Below are 19,046 nucleotides of genomic sequence, written 5' to 3'. Positions count from 1 at the left end.
AGCCCGCAGGTGGAGTCGTCCACGCGCTCGACCTTGTCCTTGTCCTTATCCTCGTTGTAAAGAACTCGCCCGCCGCCGGGAATGGGGCGTCGATCGGCGTGCGCCTGTAGTCATCAGGATTTCCTCCTACTGGATCGGCGGCACCGCTCGTACCGCCACGCACAGCGACCGGCGTCCCCGAAATCGCGGTACTACAACCGGCCAGCGTCAAGCCCGCGGCGAATAACGCCGACAACACTTGAGCAAGTGCTCTCCCTGCTATCCCCGAACGACGGCCGGACCCTAGCCGTCCCCATTGCCTTGTCGGGGGCGGTTTCGCATTGTCCGCACGACGTCAGCGCATCCCACATCACCAGGGGAAGACCCACCCGGATGGGTGCACTTGGTCGCCAAGTGGGCGTGGGGCCGGAAGGGTCGGGTAGGCCAGCGGGGTAACCCGAACAGACCAGAGGAGTGGTCCGACATGCGTACAGTCCTGGCCGGTGTGGCCGCGCTCGGTTTTCTCGCCGCCGGGGTCGTGCCGGCGGTGGCGGGTCCCGAGGTCGCCCAGCTGTCCATCGGCATCCGGGGCGCCTCCGGCCTCAGCGAGGTCAAGCTCAACTGCGACCCGACCGACGGCAGCACCCACCCCGACCCGAAAGCCGCCTGCCAGGCCCTGGCCGACGCGGACGGCGACATCAGCGCGATCGCCCCGTCCGACATCGTCTGCACCATGGACATCAACCCCGTCTCCGTCACGATCCGGGGACCGTGGGAGGACACGTTCATCGACTACCGGGGCGAGTTCCCCAACCGCTGCGTCGCCTCCGCGCAGACCGGCGGCGTGATTCCCGACAAGGCCTGAACCCGCGGGTCACGGCGGTCCAGGACCGCCGCGACCCGGTCACCGCAGCTTCCAGGCCACCTCGCGCAGCGCCACCAGGTCCCGCTCCGACAGCGCCGCCAACGCCGCGGGCGGCTGGTTGATCCGGGTCAGCAGCTCCGTGCGCACCCGCTCCCCCGCCTCGCTCAGCACCACGGCCTTCACCCGCCGGTCGGTCGGCACCGGCCGCCGCTCCACCAGCCCCCGCTTCTCCAGCCGGTCCACGATCCAGGTCACCGTCGACGCGTCGCAGTGCAGCTGGTCGGCCAGCGCGCGCATCGGCTGGGGCTCACCCGGGACCAGGCGCACCAGGGTCTTCAGGTCCCCCGGGCTGACCCCGGCCTCGGCCGCCGCCGCCAGGTGCCGCTCGTGCTGGACCAGCACGAAGTCGTAGAGCACCCGCCAGATCTCCGCACTGAGTCGACTGGAGTCGGGCGCCCGCATGCGCTCCAGCCTAGAGCGTCACAGCGCGCCCGCGTCGACGGCGGTGTGGACGGTCGGGAACAGCGGTCGCAGGCCGAGAACGGTGCGGAACCTGGTCGTGTCGAGGACGCTCTCCCACGCGTCGGCCACGGGCTCGTTCCGCACCGGCGCCGACCGACCGGTCAGCCGCGCCAACTCCCACGCCGTGGTGGGCGCGTCGTCGGCGACGTTCACCACCGCGCCGTCCAACCCGTCGGCGGTCGCCATCCGCAGCAGCGCCTGGCCGACGTCGGCGTGGTGCACCATGTGCAGCCGCTTGGCCGACGACCAGTCCGCGATGAACCGGTGCGACTCCGCCAGGTGCGGGTCCCCTTCGCCGTACACGAACGCCAGCCGCGCGATCCGCAGCGGCAGCCCCCGCGTCCGGTGCAGCTCCACCAACGCGCGGTCCGCGGCGGCCTTGCTCACCGGGTAGACGTGCGTGCCGCCCGAGGCAGGCTCATCGGTCTCCGCGGCGGGCCGCCCCAGGCCGCCCGGGTACACCAACCCGGTGCTCGTGTGCACGAACCGCCGCACCCCGGCGTCCAACGCCGCCTCCGCGAGCCCGACCGCCGCGTGCCGGTTGACGTCGACGGCGTGCTCGTCGGACACACCGCGGAACGCCGCCGCCACGTTCACCACGGCTTCGACGCCCTCGACGGCCCGCACCCGGGCACCGGCGTCGGTGATGTCGCCCTCGACCACCTCGGTACCCAGGTCGACCAGACCCCGGACCCGAGCCGCGTCGCGCACGAGAACCCGTACCCGAAGCCCCCACCCCACGAGACGGGGAACGAACCGACTACCCACCCGACCGGTCGCACCGGTGACAAGAACGGTCATGCACCCAAGCTAACAGAAGCTTGGATAGCTCCAACAGTCTCGGCGATCCAAGCTCAACGCCCGGTCGAACCGCCCACCGTGGCGTCCCCGGCCTTCGCCGGATCCTCATCCGGCTTCGGCTCCGGCGGCACGATCCCCGCGAACTCCGACCCCGAGTCGTTCATCCGCAGCACGAACGGCCGGGTCGGCGTGTACCGCACGACGCTCACCGACGCCGGGTCCACCACGATCCGCTGGAAGGTGTCCAGGTGCTGCCCCAACGCGTCCGACAGCACCGACTTGATCACGTCACCGTGGCTGCACAGCAACCACACCGCCCGCTCACCGTGCTCGGCCGTGATCCGCGCGTCGTGCTCCCGCACCGCGCGGACCGCGCGCGCCTGCACCTCGGCCAACCCCTCACCGCCCGGGAACACCGCCGCCGAAGGGTGCTGCTGCACCACCTTCCACAGCGGCTCCTCGACCAGCTCCTTGATCTCCTTGCCGGTCCACGCCCCGTAGTCGACCTCGGCCAACGCGTCCTCGACGACGGGTTCCAGCCCCCGCGCCGACGACAGCGGCGCCAGGGTCTGCGCGCAACGCAACAACGGGGACCGCACCAACCCGTGCAGGGTCACACCCGCCAACCGGTCGACCAGCGCGGCGGCCTGCTTCTCCCCGGACGGGTCGAGGCGGACGCCTTCGCTGCGGCCGGCGAGCACGCCGGAGCCGTTCGCGGTGGATCGGGCATGGCGGAGGAGGACGACGGTGGCCACGGCCGAACAGCCTAAGCGGAGGCGCTCCCCCACCGGTCAGGCGGGGGGACGATCACGTCGGCGACACGACCCCGGTCGCCAGCAGCCCGCACAGCACCGCGCCCAGCACGATCCGGTACCAGACGAACAGCATGAAGTTGTGCTTGGACACGTACCGCAGCAGCCACGCCACGCACGCGTACCCGACCGCGAACGACACCGCCGTCGCGACGATCGTCTGCGCCACGTCCGCCTGCGGCCCCGGCCCGCTGCGGTCCAGCACGTCCGGGATGCTGAACAGGCCCGCGCCGAACACCGCCGGGATCGCGAGCAGGAACGAGTACCGGGTCGCCGCCTCCCGGTTCAGGCCGAGGAACAACCCGGCCGTCAGCGTCCCGCCGGACCGCGACACCCCGGGCACCAGCGCCATCGCCTGCGCCAGACCCATGAACACGCTGTCCTTCATCGTCAGCGAGTCCCGCGCCTGCTTGCCGAGCTCGTCGGCCACGGCGAGGACCACGGCGAACACCATCAGCACGATCGCGGTGATCCACAGGTTCCGCAGGCCCGAGCGGATCGCGTCCTTGAACACGTAGCCGAGCACCGCGATCGGCGCCGAGCCGATGATCACGTACCAGGCCAGCCGGTAGTTCGGGTCCGACCGCGCCGACGCCCGGAACAGGCCGACGAACCAGGCCTTCAACAGCCTGCCGATGTCCTTGGCGAAGTAGATGATCACCGCGGTCTCGGTGCCGAGCTGGATCACGGCGGTGAACGACGCGCCCGCGTCACCGCCGAACCACAGCTCCGACACGATCCGGATGTGCGCCGATGACGAGATCGGCAGGAACTCGGTCAGTCCTTGGACGATGCCGAGGACGATTGCTTGAAACCAGGTCAACTACCGACTCCCGCGAGATCCAGTGCGTCCGCGGCGACCCGCAGGGCCGCCTTGCTGCGCTCCAGATCTTGCAGGATCGGCGAAACGGTCAGTGTGGTGACCCCCGATTCCGCCAGGGCCTGCATCTTCTCCGCGATCCGCGCCTTCGGGCCGAGCAACGACGTCGAGTCAAGGAATCCCAAAGGGACCTTCGCGGCGGCGCCCGCGTAGTCCCGCGCCAGGTAGAGGTCCTGGCACTCGGCGGCCTCCGCCTCGTAACCCATCCGGCAAGCGAGGTTGTTGTAGAAGTTCTGCTCCCGGCTGCCCATCCCGCCGACGTACAGCGCCGCGTACGGCCGCACCAGGTCCGCCGCCGCGCGCCAGTCGTCGTCCACCACCAGCGACACCGTCGGCACGACGTCGAACCCGTCGAGGGTCTTGCCCGCCTTCGACCGGCCCTTGGCGATCAGCTCCAGCGACTCGCGACCGTGCTCCGGCGAGTAGAAGATCGCGAGCCAGCCGTCCGCGATCTCGCCGGTCAGCTCCAGGTTCTTCGGGCCGATCGACGCCAGGTAGACCGGGATCTCCTCCCGCACCGGGTGGACGGTCAGCTTCAGCGGCTTGCCCGGGCCGTCGGGCAGCGGCAGGACGAAGTGCTTGCCCTGGTGGCTGACCCGCTCCCGGCGCAGCGCCGATCGCACGATCTCCACGTACTCGCGCGTGCGCCCCAGCGGCTTGTCGAACTTGACCCCGTACCAGCCCTCGGACACCTGCGGCCCCGACACCCCGAGCCCGAGCCGGAACCGGCCGCCGGAGAGCGAGTCCAGCGTCGCCGCGGTCATCGCCGTCACGGTCGGCGTGCGGGCCGGGATCTGCATGATCGCGCTGCCCACGTCGATGCGCTCGGTCTGCGCGGCCACCCAGGACAGGATCGTCGGACCGTCCGACCCGTACGCCTCGGCCACCCACGCCACCGAGTAGCCCAGCCGATCGGCCTCCTTGGCCAGTTCGAGGTTCGCCGCGTCGTTGCCCGCACCCCAGTAGCCCATGTTCAGTCCGAGTCGCATGGCCTGAGGTTACCCGCGAGTAGGACCGGTCCACCAGTGGGCCGCGAGTGGCGCGCGGCCACCGGGCGCATAGGGTCTGTGATCGTGGAGCAACGACACCTCGGGCGCAGCGGGCTGCGGGTTTCCCGAACCGGCCTCGGCACCCTGACCTGGGGGGACACCACCGACGCGGACACCGCGGCGAGCTTGCTCACGGCGTTCACCGAGGCGGGCGGCACGTTGGTCGACACCGCCGACATCTACGCCGACGGCGAGGCGGAAACCCTGCTCGGCTCGTTGCTCGACGACATCGTGCCCCGCGACCACGTCGTCCTGGCCACCAAGGCCGTCGCCCGGCGCCACGACGGCCCCTTCGGCGGCGGCGCCTCCCGCGGCGCCCTGCTCACCGCGCTGGAAGGCTCGCTCCGCCGACTCGACACCGACCACATCGACCTCTGGCAACTGCACGCCTGGGACGACACGGTGCCGCTCGACGAGACCCTGGCCGCCGTCGACGCGGCCGTCCGCAGCGGCAAAGCCCGCTACGCGGGCATCTCCAACTACTCCGGCTGGCAGACCGCCACCGCCGCGACCCGCCAAGCCCACGTCGCCGGGGCCGCCCAACTGGTCAGCACCCAGGTCGAGTACTCCCTCCTGGAACGCGGCATCGAGCGTGAGGTCGTGCCCGCCTGCGCCCACCACGGGATCGGCCTGCTCCCCTGGGCCCCGCTCGGCAGAGGCGTGCTGACCGGCAAGTACCGCACCAACACCCCAGCCGACTCCCGCGGCGCCTCGGCCGTCTACGCGCCGTACGTGGAGCGGCACCGCACGGACCGCGCGGCCCGCATCGTCCAGGCGGTGGTCACCGCGGCGGACGGCCTGGGCACGTCCCCGTTGGCCGTCGCCCTGGCGTGGGTCCGCGACCGCCCGGGCGTCGTGGCCCCCATTGTCGGCGCCCGCGACACGGCCCAGCTGCGCGGCTCCCTGGCCGCGGAGGAACTGACCCTCCCCACCGCCATCCGCGCCGCCCTCGACGACGTCAGCGACCTGGCCCTCGGCTACCCGGAGCGCCACCTCCCCTGACCCGCCCTGTTTGGCCCCTCTCGCCCTCCCCGGCCCACCCGCCCCCGGCGAACTTCCCTTCGACAACTCCACCCTCTCCTTGCTCGACCAGCACCGCGTCGTCCACCCCAGTCCAGGTTCGGTCTGGCCGCGCGCTCTCCCACTCGACCAGCCCTCGTCTCGGCAGAACCGGTACCTCAGCTCCTACCGCACCGACTATCCCCCGAACTTCACCCGCCCCCAATCCTCACCGATCACCAATTATCTTGATAGTGAATAGCCGATACTTAGACCATTGTTAATATGGGCACGAGACCACACTCGATCTGCACAGCCGCTGCCCAACCGCTATCTCGATAGTCGATAGCTAGATCAGGATACGAACCGTCAGGAATCAGCCAAGACAGGGGCGAGATCAGCGAAGAAGGGGTGGGAGCCGGGTGGGTGACAGGTCCGGAGTCAGCGGCGGCGGGTGGGGACGTCGTCCGTGTCGGGCTCCAAACCGGACACGAAGTACTCCCGCACGTCCTCCCGGTACATCAACTGCCCGGCCGCCACCAACAGCAGCACCGACAGCGCCAGCGCCGAGAAGCTCAGCGAGCTCTGCGCGACCGCCAGCATCAGCAGCAGCGTGAAGCACGAGACGAGCAGCGCCCCCGCGCGGGCCCAGTCACGGCCCGCCCGTATCCCGAACGCGAACCACGTCGTCACCGCCATCGGGAACAGCACGATCGGCAGCCCGTAGTCGGTCGCGAAGGCCAGGTGCGCTCCGGTGACCGCGACGTGGACCAGCAGCAGGGCGCTCGCCGCGCGGACGGCGGCGGGCGGGTCGGAGGGCTCGGGGTCACCCAGGATGGGCCGGTGCGTGGGATCGATCGACATGGACGCCTCCCCTGCGCTGTGCCCGGTCCGTCGGTCCAGCCACCGCGGGTGTTACAGACAGGTTTCGACTTCACCCGTCAGGCGTAATAAAGCACACTTGACACGGATCAGACCAGTGCAGTTCGTCAGCTCACAAACACCATTCATGGATATAGTAGCCATGTACTGTGTCCACCATGAGCACACCGGGGACACCCGTCTCAGGCCTGGTTTGGCGACTGTCCACCCGTTGGCGCACGAGGATCGACCGGGCCATCACGCCCCTCGGCCTCACCCACGCCCAATACGCGGTCGTCGCCCCGCTGCTGTCCATGCAGCGGTCAGGCACCCGGCCCAGCCAGCGCGAGCTGGCCGACTTCACCGGCCTGGAGCCCCTCTACATCTCCAAGCTGGCCCGCGCCCTCGAACGCGCGGGCCTGGTCGAACGGGTCGACAACCCGAGGGACTCCCGCGCGGTGCTCCTGTCGCTCACCGAACGCGGTCGCGACATCGCCGAACAGGCGGTCGACCGGGTCCTGCGCCTGCAGGGCGAACTCACCGCGCCCCTCGGCGGGACCGACGACCCGCGCACCCTCGCGCTGGTCCGCGCCCTGCGCACACTGCTCGACACACCGGAGGAACCATGACCCACCCGTTCAACGGCCTCGCGATCGGCGACGCCGCCAAGGCCACCCGCGCCCTGCTCGACCGCCTGCTCGACGAGAACGCCACCACGTTCCCCGAGTGGGTGACCCTCTTCTACCTGGCCGAGACCGACGTCCCCGAGTCCGAATTGGTCACCCGGCTCGACGCCCGGTTCAAGGAGGGCCGCGGCGCGGAGGTCGTCGACAGCCTCACCCGCGCCGAACTCATCACCGCGGGCGTCTCGCTCACCGAGACCGGCCGGGCCCGGCACCAGCGGATCAGCGGTGGCATCGATCGCATCGCCGAGCGCCTCTACGGCGACCTCCCCGCCGCCGACCGCGAGACCGCCGGTCGGCTGCTGGCCCTGGTCACCGCGCGCGCCGAGGCCGCCCTGGCCGCCTGACCCGGGGTGAACGCCGGTGGGCGGAAACCGGGAGGAGACACGACCCACCCGGACGTGGCTCGCGGGCCCGCGGTGGAGGATGCTGGAGGGGAGGTCCGTCCCCCACCGGAGGTCTGCTTGCCCCGCCCGCTCGTCGCCGTCCCGCTCACCGCCGCCCTGATCGGCGCCCTCACGGCAGGCTGCTCGTCGAGCGACCAGCCGCAGGACGAGCTGATGCTGACCGACAACCCGGTCGCCGCGACCGCGGCCCACTCCCCCGCCGCCGCCAAGCCCCCCGCGGGCACCGTGCTGCCGCTGGCCGACCCGGTCACCGCGGTGGCGACCTCGGGCCGCGTCCTGACCGTGGCCAGTGGCGCCGACCTGCGGTTGTACGACCTCGACAAGCTCGACCAGGCCCCGCGGTCGCTCACCCTGCCCGGACCCGCCGAGACGCTGACCCCCGCCGGTGACGGTGGCCCGCTGCTGGCCGCCGTCCCGAGCGGCGTGGTCCGGGTGTCGTTGCCCGGGGGCGCGCTGGAGGAGTCGACCGTCTCGGGGACGCCCGCGTCGGCGGCGGCCTACCAGGGCGGCACGCTCGTGGCGCTGCGCGAGCAGCGCGGTGTCGCCGTGCTCGACGGCGGCCAGGTGCGCCGGGTCATCTCCGGCGGCCTGCTCAGCGCGGACCAGGTGTTCACCGCCGGGTCCGGCGCGGCCGTGCTCGACCGGCTGCGCAACGCGGTCTTCCAGCTCGACGTCGGCGGCGGCACGGTCGGCCAGGGCCTGCGCGCGGGCGCGGGCGCGACGAACGGCGTCGTCGACCGGTACGGCCGCGTCCTGGTCACCGACACGCGCGGCGGCGCGCTGCTGGCGTTCTCGCTGGACCCGCTGCTGCTGCGGCAGCGCTACCCCGTGCCGGGCGCGCCGTACGCCATCGCGTACGACCCGAAGCGCGACCTGGCGTGGGTGACGCTCACCGAGACCAACGAGGTGGTCGGGTACGCGGTTGGCGGCGGCGAGCCCGTCGAGCGGTACCGGTTCCCGACGGTCGCTCAGCCGAACTCGGTGGCGGTCGATCCCGTGGACGGGCGCGTGGTGGTCGCGTCCGGCGTTGGAGGAGGTGTGCAGGTGGTGCTGCCATGAGCGAAGCGGTGGTCGACGGGGATTGGGAGTACCGGCCGCTGCGGCTGCCCCCGGGGGTGTCGCGGCTGACAGCGGCCACGCAGCTGGCGATCCACGCCGAGTTCAGCGGCTGGGAGCTGTCCAACGTGCGGCTCTACGCCGACGGGACCCGCAAGGTGTGGCTGCGCCGCAAGGCCCGCAAGAGCGGGCCCGGCGTCATCATCTGAACCCCCCTCAGCGGCCGCGCACGGGCTGCTGGTCGGTGCCCTGCCAGACCGCGGTCGCGCCCGCCTCGCCGACGCGGAAGGTGTGCACGCCCGCGGCGACGCCCGTGCCGACGGTCAGCACCGCCAGCACGATGACGACGGGCTTGGTCCAGGTCTCCGGGCGCCTGGTCGTCACCACCATCAGGGCCGTCACCGCGACCAGCAGGCCGAGGACGAACCAGATCAGCAGGTCGCCCAGCTCCTCGTGCCGCTCGATCAGCGGATTCTCCGGCAGCCGCCGGGACAGGTCGTCGCCGCTCGACGTGGCGATGGGGGTCAGCACCGTCCCGACCACCGCGAACGCCACCACCAGCCAGCCGTAGCGGGCACGGGCCGCCTGCCAGACCGCGATGACGACGGCGCCCAGCACCGCGAGCGGGATCAGCACGACGACGGCGTGCACGACCAGGGCGTGCAGCGGGAGACCGTTGATGAACTCGGGCATAGCCACCTCCGGGTATCACGGTCAGCCAACCGTGAACACTTTTACGTCGCCAGTCGGCGGACGGTTCAACCGGGCACGCGACGTGCCCCCATCCTGCCCACCGCGCCGTTGTCCGGTGTGAGTTCCCGTCGAGAAGCTGGGTCGAGTGGCCGAGGGAGGGGCATGAGAGCGCACGAGCACGCCGAGGAGCAGTCCGCCGGGCGACCGCGGCGGCGGTCGTCGAGCGGGGCGGGGCACAACCCCGAGGTCACGCGGATGCTGTCGTTGCAGAACTCGGTGGGCAACGCGGCGCTGAGCGCCGACCTGTCCGTGCAGCGCGTGGAGACCGACGAGGAAGAGCAGCAGGAGACACCGCGGCGGCCCCGGCGCGCGGCGGACCGCGAGCGGCAGCTGAGCCAGGCGTTCGGCATCCGCATCGGCCCGGACGGCCGCGGTCCGCACTTCACCCACTCGATGCTCGACCACATCGAGGCCGCGCTGCGGAACCTGCCGCTGGAGGACCTGGGCCCCAACGAGCACCTGGTGGCCATCGAGCTGGACGAGAGCGCGGAGGGCAGCACGAGCGAGTACCGCGAGGACGACCAGTCGGTGGCGATCGTGCGACCGGTGCTCATGGGCGGCGTGCGGGCGCCGCAGTGGCTGTACGCGCGGATGAACCGCGGCAACGCGTGGCAGCGCAGGCGGATGGACCAGGGCGCGATGTCGGCGTACCCGGGGGTGAGCCGGGCCGGGGACCGGGCGCTGGGCGTGCGCAGCGGCGACCGGGAGGTGATGGGCGGGGTGTCGAACGCGCTGGCGCACGGCAACCTCGTCGAGTGGACGGTCATGCACGAGGTGGGGCACTCGGTGGACGTGCTGACCGCGTGGCAGCGCGACCTGGCCCACGAGGAGCGGTTCGGCGGCTGGCAGGTCTACGACGACTCCGAGGCGCTGGACCGGGTGGCGGAGGCGATCCTGGCGCACGCGGGGCTGAACACGGTCAACCCGGCGGGGCACGAGCGGGCCGTGACGACGTTGACCAGCATGCTGCGGCCGACGATCGCCGCGACCAGCGTGGGCGGCGCCAACAGCCGGCTGGACCGGTTCCTCCAGCGCTACCAGTCGCACCTGGACGCGCCGACCTTCGCCGCGCGCAGCGCGACCGTGACCGCCTTCGTCCGCCTGGCGCTCGCCCAGCCGTGGACGCTGCCGGACGGCGGGGCGTCGGTGCTCGACGTCAACGGGCGGACCTTCCAGGTGGACCCGTACAACACCTGGGTCAGCTACCTGACCGACCAGCGCACCCAACACGCCCTGTCCAACTACCAGTTCTCCAACCCGCGCGAGTGGTTCGCCGAGGCCTACGCGGCCTACCACGACCCGCAACCGGGTGTTCGCGGCCGTCTCCGGGCGGATGTGCAGGCGTGGTTCGCGACCCTCCCCCGCCAACGACCCACCGAGTGAGCCGTTGCCGTCGGCCGAATCCCTCCGACCGACGGCGACCACAGTGGACGGTTACACGAACATCCCGGTCGGCCGGATGATGATCGTGTTCACGTCGACGCCCTCCGGCTGGGTCAGTGCCCAGACCACGGTTTCCCCCAGCTTCTCGGCGGGCAGGTAGTCCCGATCCGGTGCGCCACCGGGCATCGCGTCGAAGAAGTCCGTCCGCGTCGCCCCCGGCGAGACCAGCGTGACACCGATCTTGTCGTCCAGCAGCATCCGACGGGTGTTCTCGGCGAGCCCGGTGATGGCCCACTTCGTCGCCCCGTAGATGTTGCCGGGCGTGTACACGTGGCCGGCCACACTACCCAGCAAAACGATGCGCCCCTTGGCCTCCCGGAGCGCGGGCAGCGCCGCGTTGATCAGGATCGCGGGACCGAGCACGTTGGTCAGCACCATGTCCCGCCACCCGGCCGGATCGCCGTCGCCCAGGTCGTCGAAGGTGGCGTACCCGGCGTTCGCGACAACGCAATCAAGCCGCCCGAACGCCGAAACCGTCGCCGCGACGGCTTCCTGGACCGCCACGTGGTCGGCGGCGTCGCCGGGCAGCACGAGGAGTTCCTCGGGGCTGCCCAGCCTTTCCGCGAACCCACGCAGCTTGTCCGCGTTGCGTCCCGTGATGGCGACCCGGTAGCCGCGCGCCAGCAGTTGTTCGGTGGTGGCGGCCCCGATGCCGCTGCCGCCACCGGTAACCAGCCCAACCCGTGCCTCAACCATGTTTCCCCCATGAACTTTTTCCTACGAGGACACTTATACGCACGGGCGACAGCGTCCCGCAACGTCGCCCGCGCTCCAGGAGCGCGCTCCAGGCAACGACTCCCGCCCGATGGCCGAACGACGCGATCCCGGGTATAGCTGGAACTACCGGACTCCGGTCCCCTGTCGGACTCGTTCTCACACAACCCCCGATCCGCGCGTCAACCGTCCAGCCGACATCGAGCGCTGGTCGGTGGACACGCGATCTCGATCGGTCCGTGGATCCGCGGGCGCCCGCGAGCCGGAACGATCTCGGTCATGTCGGTTGATGATTCCGCTCCACCGCTGGCCCCCGTCTCCGGCAGCCAGCGGGTATTGGCCCCGGACCTGGCGCGCGGCTTGATGCTCGCGCTGATCGCGCTGGCCAACTCGGTCTACTACCTCTACGGGCGCCCCTACGGCCTCCGCCAGCACATCGTCGAGCACACCATGGTCGACCGCGTCGTCAGCGTCATCGACGTGGCGTTCGTCGACGGCCGTGCCTACCCGATGTTCGCCGCCCTGTTCGCCTACGGCGTCGTGCAGGTCTTCCAGCGCCACCGCGACGCCGGTATGCCCGAGCGGCAGGCGAAGCGCCTCCTGCGCCGCCGGAGCCGGTGGCTGCTCGTCTTCGGTTTCCTGCACGCGCTCCTGCTGTTCCCCGGCGACGTGCTCGGCGTCTACGGGCTCGTCGGGTTCGGCCTCGTCGCCCTGTCCCGCGCGTCGAACCGGACCCTGCTCGTCCAGGCGGGGATCTGGCTGGTGCTGGCCGCGCTCATCCAGGGGGCGGCGAACATGATGCCCGCCACCGGGGCCCGGTCGTTCTTCTTCTCCTTCGAGACCGAGGATCCGGTCAAGGCCCTCACCTCGCGGCCCCTCGAGTGGCTCCTGACCCCGGTCGGCATGGTCGGCGTGGCCGTCGCCGCCCTCCTCGGCACCTGGGCCGCCCGCCGCGGCGCGCTCACCGACCCGGCCAACCATCGAACCCTGTTGCGCCGCAGCGCTTTCATCGGCCTCCCCCTCGCCTTCCTCGGCGGCCTCCCCACGGCCCTCGCGGTCGGCCACTTCTGGGAGCCCACGGGAGACCTGACGCTCTGGACGATCTCCGCGCTCCACACGGTGACCGGCATCGCGGGCGGCCTGGGCTACGCGGCCCTGATCGGCTTGGCCGCCAACCGGATCGGCGACCGCCGCGGCCCGGTCGTCCGAGCGATCTCGGCGTCCGGCGAGCGATCCCTGAGCTGCTACCTCTTCCAGTCGGTCGTCTTCGTCGCCCTGCTCGCCCCCTACACCCTCGGCCTGGGCGCGAAGCTGGGCAGCGCCGAGGTCGCCTTGGTGGCCCTGGGCACCTGGCTGGTCTCCGTCCTCCTGGCCGACCAACTCCGCCGCGCGGGCACACGCGGCCCGGCCGAGGTCGTACTCCGCACACTCGTCTACCGACGCAAGACGCCGACCTGAGCGCAGGTTCTCGTGTCGTGGGCCCGATTCCGCGCCCACGACACGATCGCGTGCCTCACCAAACGCGGTTCGCGTCAGCCACCCGACCCGATCGGCAAGTTCTCCGCCGTCGCGATGGCGACCGTGCCCGCGCCGTAGTGGTCGTTCGACCGCCGGACCGCCTCACGGCCACCAATAGACCACATGGCCGCCGTGGGACCTCAGCCCCTGATCGGTCCGACCCGGCTGACGTACTTCCGCCACAGCCCGGTCGGATCGAGCGGGTCGTGGATCCAGCGCCACCTCGATGATCACCGGACCGGATCAGCCACGCTACCGAGGTGCGGGAGCGCAGCGGCCTCCTCAAGGAGGAGATTCCCCCCGAGGTTCACCCGTTGCGGCAATCGCAAAGCCAGGCGAGCTCACGTCCGACTCACCTCCTGACGGGGAAGAAGCAAGGCCGTGGTGACTCCGACGAGCCCCACCACCCCCAGCGCGACCATCGCGACCACGTAACCGTGACCCGCCGGGTCGGCGATCAGGATCGTCCCCGCAACGGCCGTGCCCAGCGCGGAACCGAGGTTGGACACGCTCCGCGACACACCCGAGATCGCCCCCTGCCAGTCCTCCGGAAAGCTCGACTGCACGAGGTCGACCGACGGCGTCAGCATGACCCCGAGCCCCAACCCGATCAGCAGAAGCCCCGGCACACAAGCCCACCCCGACGCGCCGCCCAGCGCGAGCAGGACGGCGATCCCGCCGGTCGTCACCACGAAGCCGGTCGTGATGAGGGTTCGCCGAGACCGCCGGGTCGCGAACCGCTCCGCGGCGAGCGAAGACGTGAGCAGACCCGCCGTGGCCGCGGTGAAGACCACACCGGTCCGGATCGCGTCGTAGCCTCGCACGACCTGCAAGTACGTCGCGACGACGAACGCCGTCCCCATCAGCAGCAACCACTGCGCGTTCTGCGTGATGAGCCCCAGGTTCGCGGCGCGGTGGCGGAAGATACCCGTCGGGAGCAACGGTTCACGACCGGTCCGCTCCCGGTGCCGCACCCAGCGGTAGAACCCCACCAACGTCACACCGCTCAGCACGAGCAGCCCACACGTCAACCAGATGTTCTTACCCGCCAACAGAATCCCCGACACCAGCAACACCAGGCCCGCGGCGGACAGCACAGCCCCACCGGTGTCCGCCGCGCGCGTCGGATCCGGCGGCAGCGGGTCCCGGATGGACCGGCTCAGCAGCAGGATCACCACGATCACCAGCGCCTGGAACACGAACGCCGCCCGCCAGCTCAGCGCGGACGAGATCAGGCCGCCGATGAGCGGCCCGGCGGCGGCACCGATCCCGCCCATCGCCATGATCGCGCCGAAGGCCCGGGCCCGCGCGGCCGCGGCCGGGAACAGGACGGTGGCGAGGATGTAGACGGGTGGGATGAGCAGTGCCGTGCCGACGCCCTCCAGGATGGAGTTGCCGAGGATCAGCACGCCGAGCCCGGGCGCCAGCGCGCTCAGCACCGCCCCGACCGCGTAAACGGCCAGCCCCGCGACGAAGCACCGCTTCCGGCCGAGCCGGTCGGTGACCTTGCCACCGGGGATCATCAGCGCGGCCATCACCAGCAGGAAGACCGTGATGGTGACCTGCACGCCCTGCACGGTCGTGCCCAGGTCGACGCTGATGTCGGTGATCATCACGTTCATGTTGGAGCCCGCGAAGCTGCAGATGAACTGCGCGAGCGCGAGCGGCACCAGCACCGCCCGCTTCCGGTCGGCCACCTCGGCCATCAGCGGGTTTCCCGCTCGGACGCTGTGCTCATGGCGGCAATCGTGCCCGCGCCGCCACCGGGCGTTCGCCACCCGCGCGGGGTGATCAGTGCAGGAAGGTCTTGAGCAGGATCACGACCACCCCGAGCACGGCGCTGCCCGTGGCGCAGCCGACGGCGACCAGCCGCGTCGCGCCCGCGTGCTTGGCGGCCGCGTGCCCGAGGGCGCTGAGCATCACCGTCGACACGGCCAGCGCGACCACCACACCCGCCCGGAGGTCCCCCGTGACGAGCACGAACGCGACCAGCACGACGGGCGGCGCGCAGGCGGCCTCGATCGTCGGCCACCCCTGGCGCAGCGCCCGGCCGATCCGGGCCCGCCGGTCGGGCCCGCGAACCGCCGCCGCCAGCGCGTCGGCGTAGCGCTCGGCCACCCAGTAGACGGCGACGGTCACCAGCACCGTGGCGACGGTCCCACCCAGCGTGCGGTGGGCGCCCGCGGTCGCCATCGCGGCCGTGCCGACGACCGTCCCGTAGATCGCGTGGGCGAGGTCGCGCTCCCCCGTCCACCGCAGGTGGTGCGGCCGAAGCGCGGTGCGCATCCGGCGCAAGGGCCCTGGTCGACCGCGTGTCCCCGTCACGTCGGCCACGGTGACACGAACGGGGATTCCGTCCCTCGCCCGCCGCGGACGGTACGGGACGCCGTCATTAGTTGAGGGGGTGGCAACGGTGGTGTCGCGCGGGTCAGCCGCTGTTACGGTCGCCGTAATTTGCTGTCGGCGACCAGGGAGCGGCTGTGATTACTGGAGAGACTTCCCGCGAAGTCGCGGAACGCGACACAAAAGTGGCAATTCTCGCCGTGGGAAGTTTTGCGCAGCATGGCGAGCATCTGCCACTGGCGACGGACACACTCGTCGCCGAGGTGATCGCCGAACGTTTGGCGGCCGAGTACGATTTGTTCCGGCTGCCACCGCTGACGATGTCGTGCTCGCACGAACACGTGGACTTCCCCGGCACAGTGAGCCTAAGCGCGTCAACGCTGGTCACGATCATCGACGACATCCGGACCTCACTGGCCGAAACCCTCGAGAACACCCGGTTGGTGCTGGTGAACGGCAACACCGGCAACCACGTCCTCGCGAACATCGCCCAAGAGGCGAACACCGCGGGCGCCACCCTGGCCGTGTTCCCCACCGAGCACGACGTGGACAAAGCCAGGAAAGCCGCCAGAATGGAGTCAACAACCCCCGAAGACCCCCACGGCGGCGAGTGGGAGACCTCGATCCTGCTGCACGCCTACCCGGATCTGGTGCGCCCGGGTTACACCGAGGCCGATTTCGACGCACCGGAACGGCCGCACTTCCACCTGACCGGAATGACCGGCTACTCGAAATCAGGAATCATCGGACACCCGTCCAAGGCAACCGCCGAAAAAGGCCACAAAGCCCTGGATTGCCTGACCCAATCCTTCAACGCGGTACTCGACATCCTGAACGACTGAACACAACCGGCGGTCTGCCCGCGGACACCAGGTCCGCGGGCAGGCACCCGACGTCAGCTGCTGCGAAGGAACCGGTCCAGCACCCGAGTCCCGAACTTCAACGCGTCAACCGGCACCCGCTCGTCCACACCGTGGAACAGCGCCGTGAAGTCCAGGTCGGCGGGCAGCCGCAACGGCGCGAACCCGAAACAGCGGATTCCCAGCGTGTGGAACGCCTTGGCATCGGTACCGCCCGAGAGCATGTACGGAAGCGTCTTGGCACCCGGGTCCTCAGCGATCACCGCGGCCGTCATCGCGTCCACCAGCGCCCCGTCGAAGGTCGTCTCGACCGAGGGCAGGTTCGTCACCCACTCGCGCTCGACGTCCGGCCCCAGGATCTCGTCAAGTTCCTTCTCGAACGCCGCTTGCCGCCCCGGCAACACCCGGCAGTCGACCACGGCCTCCGCCACCGACGGGATCACGTTCGCCTTGTACCCGGCGGACAGCATCGTCGGATTCGCGGTGTCACGCAGCGTAGCGCCCACCATCCGAGCGACGGCCCCCAACTTGGCGACGGACCCGTCGAGGTCCTCCTCGTCGAACTCCATCCCGGTGATCTCGGTGATCGCCGCCAGGAACTCGCGCACCGAATCGGTCATGACCAGCGGGAACTTGTGCGTACCCAGCCGAGCCACCGCCTGCGTGAGCTTGGTGACCGCGTTGTCCTCGTGCACCATCGACCCGTGCCCGGCCCGCCCGCGGACCCGCAGCTTCATCCAGGCGATGCCCTTCTCGGCGGTCTCGATCATGTAGGCCCGCACACCGTCCTTGACGGTGATCGAGAACCCACCGACCTCGCTGATCGCCTCGGTGGCCCCCTCGAACAGCTCGGGCCGGTTCTCCACCAGCCACTGCGCTCCGTAGTCCCCTCCAGCCTCCTCGTCGGCCAGGAAGGCGAAGATCAGATCCCGCGGCGGCACCACCCCGTCCCGCTTGAACCGCCGCGCCGTGGCCAGGGTCATCCCCAGCATGTCCTTCATGTCGACAGCGCCGCGCCCCCACACGTAGTCGTCCTGCACCGCCCCCGAGAACGGGTGAACCGACCACTCGGACGGGTCAGCGGGCACGACATCCAGGTGCCCATGCACCAACAACGCCCCCCGCGACGAATCGGCCCCCTCCAAGCGGGCGATGACGTTGCCCCGCCCCTTGCCCCCCGATTCCACGTAGGTCGTCTCATACCCGACCTCCGCCAACTTCTCCGCCACGTACTCCGCCGCCACCCGCTCCCCCACCACGGTGGCCGGGTCCCCGGTGTTGGTCGTGTCGATCCGAATCAACTCGCTGGTCAACACCACCGACTCGTCCTCGGCCACCCGGGTGTCCGCCACCGCGGCCAGTACATGCTGCTGCTCCGTCACCCCGCCTTCCTACCACCCCACCCACCCCCCGACAGCCCCGGTTTGGGACGACCGGACACATCGGCTAAGGTATTGCCCACACCAAGTCCGGGTGGCGGAATGGCAGACGCGCTAGCTTGAGGTGCTAGTGCCCTTAACGGGCGTGGGGGTTCAAGTCCCCCCTCGGACACCAACACTATTCACCCGTGGACTCGCAGTGATGTCCACGGCTTCCTCCCTTGCGTGCCCTGCGTGGTAGTGGATCTCCACTCCCATGTCCAAGTACAGCTTGGCCAGCGCATCCGCGTCGCCGTAGTCGACCACGGCCTGCACGTCACCCAACGAGTCGATCATGGCGTAGATCTCGCCAGCGGTGACCAACCCTGGGTCGAGCGCCCTCCCCAGCTCTGCCGCTGCTGCCTCTCGTTCGGCCTGTGCCTGGTTGATGACCTCAACCAGCGCGGTCGGGTCTACTCCGGCTCCGATGGCGTCCTGGTAGTTCCGCAGCCGCGCGTCCGCGTCCCTCAGCCGCGCCCGTACGGCCTCCTGGTCGTCCGCCTGCGGCCCTCCCTGGGCATCGAGCAGGCGTTGCACAGTCGTGTCGACCTGCGTCGGGTGCAGCAGCTCCGCCAGCCACTCGTTCACGAGGTCCCGTAGTGGGTCCTCCCGCAGGTACACCGTGGGCGGGTGGCTGGCCAACCACGGCGACCCAGGGGCCAACGTCCGCGCCGGACACCGGTAGTACATCCCGTGCTTGCGCGGGCTCCCCTCCATCTTGCGCGAGCACACACCGCACCTGAGATGGCCGCGGAACAGATAGGTGTGTTTGGTCGGCCGCCCGGCCCGCTCCGTTCTGCGTGCGGTTCGCAGTCCGCCGATGGCTTTGCCGCGTCGCCGCAGTTGCGCTTCGGTGGACAGCTCCACCGGAATGATCTCCGGGTGGGCCGGTTCGCGTGACCGCACGACCTTGTCCGGTGCCGCCCGCCGGAACCGGACCACGTGCCCGGCGCTGACATCGTCCGGGTCGAGCAGCATTTCCCGCCGCGTCCAACGCCCGAAGAACGCATAGCCCGCGTAGCGGCGTTGTTAAACAATCCTGACTCGACAGGCGATTACCGGCCCGTGTGCGCACCGATGCAT

The 19,046-nt window shown here is 70.6% G+C and carries 21 protein-coding genes and 1 tRNA gene; 10 read left to right on the top strand and 12 right to left on the bottom strand.

Features of this window, described 5'->3' with window-relative positions; all coding sequences use genetic code 11:
- Window positions 1-463: 463 nt before the first annotated feature.
- Window positions 464-844 carry an SSI family serine proteinase inhibitor gene (locus tag CLV40_RS16500; protein WP_104479818.1) on the top strand — a complete coding sequence of 127 codons (381 nt, stop codon included), beginning with the start codon at window positions 464-466 and terminating at the stop codon, window positions 842-844.
- Between the two features lie 39 nt (window positions 845-883).
- On the opposite strand, the gene CLV40_RS16495 is transcribed toward CLV40_RS16500, so the two are convergent.
- From CLV40_RS16495 to CLV40_RS16475, 5 genes are read right to left on the bottom strand one after another with little or no spacing between them, the layout of a single operon-like run.
- Window positions 884-1,306, bottom strand: coding sequence for a MarR family winged helix-turn-helix transcriptional regulator (locus CLV40_RS16495; protein ID WP_104479817.1), 423 nt, complete (start codon window positions 1,304-1,306; stop codon window positions 884-886).
- Between the two features lie 18 nt (window positions 1,307-1,324).
- Window positions 1,325-2,167, bottom strand: a complete 843-nt coding sequence (locus tag CLV40_RS16490) for an NAD-dependent epimerase/dehydratase family protein (RefSeq protein ID WP_104479816.1) — start codon at window positions 2,165-2,167, stop codon at window positions 1,325-1,327.
- Between the two features lie 53 nt (window positions 2,168-2,220).
- Entirely contained in the window at window positions 2,221-2,922 is a 702-nt protein-coding gene (locus CLV40_RS16485; protein ID WP_104479815.1) for a histidine phosphatase family protein, read from the bottom strand.
- 52 nt (window positions 2,923-2,974) lie between these two features.
- Complete coding sequence (locus CLV40_RS16480) at window positions 2,975-3,802, bottom strand: undecaprenyl-diphosphate phosphatase (protein WP_104479814.1); 828 nt, start codon at window positions 3,800-3,802, stop codon at window positions 2,975-2,977.
- Window positions 3,799-4,848: an LLM class F420-dependent oxidoreductase gene (locus CLV40_RS16475; RefSeq protein ID WP_104479813.1), complete on the bottom strand. Its 1,050-nt coding sequence runs from the start codon at window positions 4,846-4,848 to the stop codon at window positions 3,799-3,801. The genes CLV40_RS16480 and CLV40_RS16475 overlap by 4 nt, the downstream gene beginning before the upstream one ends.
- A gap of 84 nt (window positions 4,849-4,932) precedes the next feature.
- Here CLV40_RS16475 and CLV40_RS16470 point away from each other — a divergent pair, with 84 nt between their 5' ends.
- A complete protein-coding gene (locus CLV40_RS16470; protein ID WP_104479994.1) occupies window positions 4,933-5,910 on the top strand; it encodes an aldo/keto reductase in 978 nt (325 codons plus the stop codon).
- A 438-nt stretch (window positions 5,911-6,348) separates the two neighbouring features.
- Here CLV40_RS16470 and CLV40_RS16465 read toward each other — a convergent pair whose 3' ends face one another.
- Window positions 6,349-6,771, bottom strand: a complete 423-nt coding sequence (locus tag CLV40_RS16465; protein WP_104479812.1) for a hypothetical protein — start codon at window positions 6,769-6,771, stop codon at window positions 6,349-6,351.
- 176 nt (window positions 6,772-6,947) lie between these two features.
- Between CLV40_RS16465 and CLV40_RS16460 the strand changes: the two genes are divergently transcribed.
- From CLV40_RS16460 to CLV40_RS16445, 4 genes are all read left to right on the top strand, one after another.
- Window positions 6,948-7,397, top strand: coding sequence for a MarR family winged helix-turn-helix transcriptional regulator (locus CLV40_RS16460; protein ID WP_104479993.1), 450 nt, complete (start codon window positions 6,948-6,950; stop codon window positions 7,395-7,397).
- Entirely contained in the window at window positions 7,394-7,798 is a 405-nt protein-coding gene (locus tag CLV40_RS16455) for a MarR family transcriptional regulator (protein ID WP_104479811.1), read from the top strand. The genes CLV40_RS16460 and CLV40_RS16455 overlap by 4 nt, the downstream gene beginning before the upstream one ends.
- A gap of 117 nt (window positions 7,799-7,915) precedes the next feature.
- Window positions 7,916-8,917, top strand: a complete 1,002-nt coding sequence (locus tag CLV40_RS16450; protein ID WP_104479810.1) for a YncE family protein — start codon at window positions 7,916-7,918, stop codon at window positions 8,915-8,917.
- Window positions 8,914-9,123 (top strand): DUF5703 family protein, encoded by a 210-nt coding sequence (locus CLV40_RS16445; protein ID WP_104479809.1) that lies wholly within the window; start codon window positions 8,914-8,916, stop codon window positions 9,121-9,123. Before CLV40_RS16450 ends, CLV40_RS16445 begins: the two co-directional genes overlap by 4 nt.
- A gap of 7 nt (window positions 9,124-9,130) precedes the next feature.
- Here CLV40_RS16445 and CLV40_RS16440 read toward each other — a convergent pair whose 3' ends face one another.
- Window positions 9,131-9,607, bottom strand: a complete 477-nt coding sequence (locus CLV40_RS16440) for a DUF2231 domain-containing protein (protein ID WP_104479808.1) — start codon at window positions 9,605-9,607, stop codon at window positions 9,131-9,133.
- A 162-nt stretch (window positions 9,608-9,769) separates the two neighbouring features.
- Here CLV40_RS16440 and CLV40_RS16435 point away from each other — a divergent pair, with 162 nt between their 5' ends.
- A complete protein-coding gene (locus tag CLV40_RS16435) occupies window positions 9,770-11,050 on the top strand; it encodes a hypothetical protein (RefSeq protein WP_104479807.1) in 1,281 nt (426 codons plus the stop codon).
- Between the two features lie 51 nt (window positions 11,051-11,101).
- On the opposite strand, the gene CLV40_RS16430 is transcribed toward CLV40_RS16435, so the two are convergent.
- Window positions 11,102-11,806 carry an SDR family oxidoreductase gene (locus tag CLV40_RS16430; protein ID WP_104479806.1) on the bottom strand — a complete coding sequence of 235 codons (705 nt, stop codon included), beginning with the start codon at window positions 11,804-11,806 and terminating at the stop codon, window positions 11,102-11,104.
- Between the two features lie 297 nt (window positions 11,807-12,103).
- On the opposite strand from CLV40_RS16430, the gene CLV40_RS16425 reads away from it, so the two are divergent.
- On the top strand, window positions 12,104-13,282 hold the full coding sequence (locus CLV40_RS16425; protein ID WP_104479805.1) for a DUF418 domain-containing protein: 1,179 nt from the start codon (window positions 12,104-12,106) through the stop codon (window positions 13,280-13,282).
- A 401-nt stretch (window positions 13,283-13,683) separates the two neighbouring features.
- On the opposite strand, the gene CLV40_RS16420 is transcribed toward CLV40_RS16425, so the two are convergent.
- The gene (locus tag CLV40_RS16420) at window positions 13,684-15,048 is read right to left on the bottom strand and encodes an MFS transporter (protein ID WP_104479804.1); all 1,365 of its coding nucleotides are present in this window, start codon (window positions 15,046-15,048) and stop codon (window positions 13,684-13,686) included.
- Window positions 15,049-15,133: 85 nt separating this feature from the next.
- Entirely contained in the window at window positions 15,134-15,628 is a 495-nt protein-coding gene (locus CLV40_RS16415; RefSeq protein ID WP_104479803.1) for a hypothetical protein, read from the bottom strand.
- Between the two features lie 194 nt (window positions 15,629-15,822).
- Between CLV40_RS16415 and CLV40_RS16410 the strand changes: the two genes are divergently transcribed.
- Window positions 15,823-16,527, top strand: coding sequence for a creatininase family protein (locus CLV40_RS16410; protein WP_104479802.1), 705 nt, complete (start codon window positions 15,823-15,825; stop codon window positions 16,525-16,527).
- A gap of 53 nt (window positions 16,528-16,580) precedes the next feature.
- Here CLV40_RS16410 and CLV40_RS16405 read toward each other — a convergent pair whose 3' ends face one another.
- The gene (locus CLV40_RS16405) at window positions 16,581-17,927 is read right to left on the bottom strand and encodes a M20/M25/M40 family metallo-hydrolase (protein WP_245931335.1); all 1,347 of its coding nucleotides are present in this window, start codon (window positions 17,925-17,927) and stop codon (window positions 16,581-16,583) included.
- An 85-nt stretch (window positions 17,928-18,012) separates the two neighbouring features.
- Here CLV40_RS16405 and CLV40_RS16400 point away from each other — a divergent pair.
- Window positions 18,013-18,099, top strand: a tRNA-Leu gene (locus CLV40_RS16400).
- Here the strand turns inward: CLV40_RS16400 and CLV40_RS16395 are convergent.
- On the bottom strand, window positions 18,078-18,941 hold the full coding sequence (locus CLV40_RS16395) for a recombinase zinc beta ribbon domain-containing protein (RefSeq protein ID WP_104479801.1): 864 nt from the start codon (window positions 18,939-18,941) through the stop codon (window positions 18,078-18,080). The two genes, CLV40_RS16400 and CLV40_RS16395, sit on opposite strands and share 22 nt — an antisense overlap.
- Window positions 18,942-19,046: the final 105 nt, after the last annotated feature.

The organism is Actinokineospora auranticolor, assembly GCF_002934265.1.
GTDB lineage: Bacteria > Actinomycetota > Actinomycetes > Mycobacteriales > Pseudonocardiaceae > Actinokineospora > Actinokineospora auranticolor.
Note: the sequence above shows the minus strand (reverse complement) of the source record. Positions and strands in the feature narration are given on the sequence as shown.

Bases quoted from the DNA above. Each gene is read 5' to 3' on its own strand.
- CLV40_RS16500 (WP_104479818.1), top strand. From the start codon at position 464: ATGCGTACAGTCCTGGCCGGTGTGGCCGCGCTCGGTTTTCTCGCCGCC.
- CLV40_RS16495 (WP_104479817.1), bottom strand. From the start codon at position 1,306: ATGCGGGCGCCCGACTCCAGTCGACTCAGTGCGGAGATCTGGCGGGTG.
- CLV40_RS16490 (WP_104479816.1), bottom strand. From the start codon at position 2,167: ATGACCGTTCTTGTCACCGGTGCGACCGGTCGGGTGGGTAGTCGGTTC.
- CLV40_RS16475 (WP_104479813.1), bottom strand. From the start codon at position 4,848: ATGCGACTCGGACTGAACATGGGCTACTGGGGTGCGGGCAACGACGCG.
- CLV40_RS16465 (WP_104479812.1), bottom strand. From the start codon at position 6,771: ATGTCGATCGATCCCACGCACCGGCCCATCCTGGGTGACCCCGAGCCC.
- CLV40_RS16460 (WP_104479993.1), top strand. From the start codon at position 6,948: ATGAGCACACCGGGGACACCCGTCTCAGGCCTGGTTTGGCGACTGTCC.
- CLV40_RS16455 (WP_104479811.1), top strand. From the start codon at position 7,394: ATGACCCACCCGTTCAACGGCCTCGCGATCGGCGACGCCGCCAAGGCC.
- CLV40_RS16445 (WP_104479809.1), top strand. From the start codon at position 8,914: ATGAGCGAAGCGGTGGTCGACGGGGATTGGGAGTACCGGCCGCTGCGG.
- CLV40_RS16440 (WP_104479808.1), bottom strand. From the start codon at position 9,607: ATGCCCGAGTTCATCAACGGTCTCCCGCTGCACGCCCTGGTCGTGCAC.
- CLV40_RS16435 (WP_104479807.1), top strand. From the start codon at position 9,770: ATGAGAGCGCACGAGCACGCCGAGGAGCAGTCCGCCGGGCGACCGCGG.
- CLV40_RS16430 (WP_104479806.1), bottom strand. From the start codon at position 11,806: ATGGTTGAGGCACGGGTTGGGCTGGTTACCGGTGGCGGCAGCGGCATC.
- CLV40_RS16425 (WP_104479805.1), top strand. From the start codon at position 12,104: ATGTCGGTTGATGATTCCGCTCCACCGCTGGCCCCCGTCTCCGGCAGC.
- CLV40_RS16420 (WP_104479804.1), bottom strand. From the start codon at position 15,048: ATGGCCGAGGTGGCCGACCGGAAGCGGGCGGTGCTGGTGCCGCTCGCG.
- CLV40_RS16415 (WP_104479803.1), bottom strand. From the start codon at position 15,628: ATGCGCACCGCGCTTCGGCCGCACCACCTGCGGTGGACGGGGGAGCGC.
- CLV40_RS16395 (WP_104479801.1), bottom strand. From the start codon at position 18,941: ATGCTGCTCGACCCGGACGATGTCAGCGCCGGGCACGTGGTCCGGTTC.